Annotated in this window: 1 pseudogene; it reads left to right on the plus strand. The window is 76.2% G+C overall.

Annotated elements, in window-relative coordinates:
• A pseudogene (locus MXD58_RS25905) lies at positions 1–840 on the plus strand (hypothetical protein); the annotation flags it as partial.

Genomic DNA, 840 nt, shown 5'->3' on the forward strand with positions numbered 1-840 from the left:
GCGGCCCGTACCGGCCACCGGACGCCCACCACCGCCACCGATTCACCCGCACGGCCGCGGAAGAACTATCCGGCCGGCCGGCCCGTCGTGCGCGGCGCTGGCTGGTCGCCGGTGTCGCCGCCGCCGGCCTCGTCTACGGCTCGCTGGCCCTGCTCGTCGCGGCCGTCCAACCGCCGTTCTCCAGCGCCGACGAAGTTCAGCACACCGCCTACGCACTCGAACTCGCGCATGGCTCCCTACCCGAACTCGACACTCCGGTGCGGTCGCGACTGCCGGGGATGCCGGGTCTGCCGGCCGGGTGCCGGCTCGGGCCCGCCGCGGCCCGCGCCGCGGTGGACGCGGGAGCGGACCGCGTGTGCGGGGTGGTGCTCGGGCGGCCGCTGACAAACTTCGATCTTGTCTACACCGCCAATCATCCGCCGCTGTTCTACGCCGCGCAGGCCGTGCCACTGCGGGCGGGGACCGCGCTGGGCCATCCGTGGGCGGGTCTGCGTGCGGCCCGCGTTCTCAACGTCGCGTTCGGGTTCGGCGTGGTCGTCGCCACGGCCGCCCTCGCCCGGGTGCTCTCACCCGGGCGGCCCGAGATCGCCGTGGGCGCCGCGGCGATCGTCGGGGTCCTCGGCGCGGTCGTGACGTCGGCCGGGCAGATCTACAACGACGCGCTGGCCACGGCCCTGGTCACCGGCCTGCTCGCCGCTGCGGCCGTCCTGGTCCGCCGGGGCCCGCGACCATGGATCATGGTGGGGCTCGTCCTGCTCGTGGTCGCCGCGCCGGCCAGCCGGGCGAGCGGCGGCGTGGCTCTCGTGGCTGTGCTGCCCGCCGTCGCGGCCGGGGTCGCGC

The organism is Frankia sp. AgKG'84/4 (genome assembly GCF_023242965.2).
Lineage (GTDB): Bacteria > Actinomycetota > Actinomycetes > Frankiales > Frankiaceae > Frankia.